Annotated in this window: 1 protein-coding gene and 1 pseudogene; both read left to right on the top strand. The window is 59.1% G+C overall.

The genetic code is table 11. The features are described 5' to 3' along the window. Positions 1 to 90: 90 nt before the first annotated feature. Positions 91 to 759, top strand: a pseudogene (locus J0F76_RS20560) (MauE/DoxX family redox-associated membrane protein); the annotation flags it as partial. Between the two features lie 468 nt (positions 760 to 1,227). Next, positions 1,228 to 1,683, top strand: a complete 456-nt coding sequence (locus tag J0F76_RS20555) for a c-type cytochrome (protein WP_207472319.1) — start codon at positions 1,228 to 1,230, stop codon at positions 1,681 to 1,683. The last annotated feature ends 354 nt before the right edge of the window (positions 1,684 to 2,037 follow it).

The raw sequence follows: 2,037 nt of genomic DNA, 5'->3' as shown, positions 1-2,037 counted from the left end.
ATCTTCGCTCCATGAAGGCTACGATGAGCCAGAAACCCTCTGTCACGCAATCGGCCTAATCTGTCCCATGGGCGCTGACGTCAGACAGCGGTCGAGGACCATCATCTTGCCACGCGAAAGGAGGTCGAGGCCTTCAAGGCCAGCCATGATGTCGCAACCACGCCGCAGATCTTCGTGGGTGATCGGCGGATCGGCGGCTACGATGATCTGCGGCGCTATCTCGGCAAGCGCGTCACCGATCCCAAGGCCACAAGCTATCGGCCGGTGATCGCCCTATTTGGCATGACGCTGCTGATGGCTCTTGCCGCAAGCTTCGCGGTCTATGGCACACCCTTCACCCTCCAGGGCGGCGAATGGTTCATCGCCTTCAGCATGGCCATCCTGGCGTTGCTCAAGCTCCAGAACGTCGACAGCTTCGCGACGATGTTCCTGAATTACGACCTGCTGGCGAAACGCTGGGTGCCCTATTCCTACATCTATCCTTTCGCCGAGGGATTGGCGGGCATCCTGATGATCGCGGGGGCGCTGACCTGGCTGTCCGTTCCCATTGCCCTGTTCATTGGCACGATCGGTGCGGTCTCGGTCTTCAAGGCCGTTTATCTGGACCGCCGCGAACTCAAATGCGCCTGCGTCGGTGGATCGAGCAACGTGCCGCTTGGCTTCGTGTCGCTCACGGAAAACCTGATGATGGTCGCCATGGCCGTCTGGATGGCCTTAGGCGCTTTCGGACTGCTGCCTGTTGGTGGCCACGGGATGTGACCGTTAGCAGGAACAAGGCATTTCGTGCTACAACCTACGTTGGATCATCGATACCGGTATCAACTCTTCTGGCAGCCTGCTGCTGATCGGCAGCAGGCTGGCGCTCTCATCGGCCCACGATCATCGGAAGATCGAAACGATAATCTCGTTAGCCTGTGGTCGGCGCGACCGGATAGCCTGCTGCAGCAAGAGCAGACGCAAAGCGGGCATGCGGCAGATCACTGACCAACCCAACCTCACGCTGGTCCTGGTGAATGACGATGCGCGCATCCGGATCAACGGACTCGATGCCGGGTGACCCCGCGTGCACAGCCGCCACAACTCATGTTGGGAATATGGAAACGCATGATCTCTCCCGAGCTTGCCGGTGCCTGACAGGATGGGAACTGCCCGTGCGGAAGTTCAAGGCGCCCTCCAACAACAGCTTTCAAGGTTGACCTTTGCGCAAACGGTCACAATCTGACGCGCATGAGACGAAGCTATCTGCCTGCCATCCCAAAATGGGCGATATGCCTGCTTGTCGTCGGCTTCGCTACCGGAGTCGGTTGGGTGGTGTGGGGTTATGGCAAGACAGTCGATCTGCAACGCGGGGCTCTACTTTATTCCGAACACTGTGCAGTATGCCACGGTGCCCAACTCGAAGGGCAGCCCGACTGGCAGATTGCGGATGAAAACGGCATTCTCCCTGCCCCACCGCACGACCGGCATGGCCATACCTGGCATCACGACGACGCTATGCTGGAGGATTATATCCGCCGGGGAGGTCAGGCAGTCATAGATGACATGGGGGTGAGCATGACATCCGGCATGCCCGCTTTTGGCTCGATCCTGAGCGACGACGACATTGGCGCCATACTCGCGTTCATCAAGTCGACTTGGCCAAAGCGTATTCAGGCTGTTCAAGCCAGTAAAAATGATGGCTAGACAAGGCAGGACTCAGAATAGTCATCTTGCGCCGTTCAGCGATGGCGTGCCCGTTGGCCCCGGAAAACCGCTCGGAGCGCAGGCGCTCTGCCACTGCTGTGACGGGAAGGACGCCTATTACCCCGTCCATGGCAAGCTTGAGCCTTGGACGATTAATCGACCGGCGCGTAACGGCGGCATGGGGGTGCTGAACGACTGTGCTATCCGAGCCGACGAGCGGGGCCTGCCCAAAGTTCAGGTGGCTGTGGCATGACGATCCGGCGACGTTGTCCGTCGTCGAATGATTTGGAACAGGCGACCTGATTTTGCTCTGGAGGGCTCTGGCTCTGTAGGTTGAGATTATGCTGCCTGGCG

The sequence above is a fragment of the Paracoccus fontiphilus genome (assembly GCF_017356265.1).
Classification (GTDB): Bacteria; Pseudomonadota; Alphaproteobacteria; order Rhodobacterales; family Rhodobacteraceae; genus Paracoccus; species Paracoccus fontiphilus.
The sequence above is the reverse complement of the archived record's forward strand: the minus strand, read 5'-3'. Positions and strand labels throughout refer to the sequence as shown.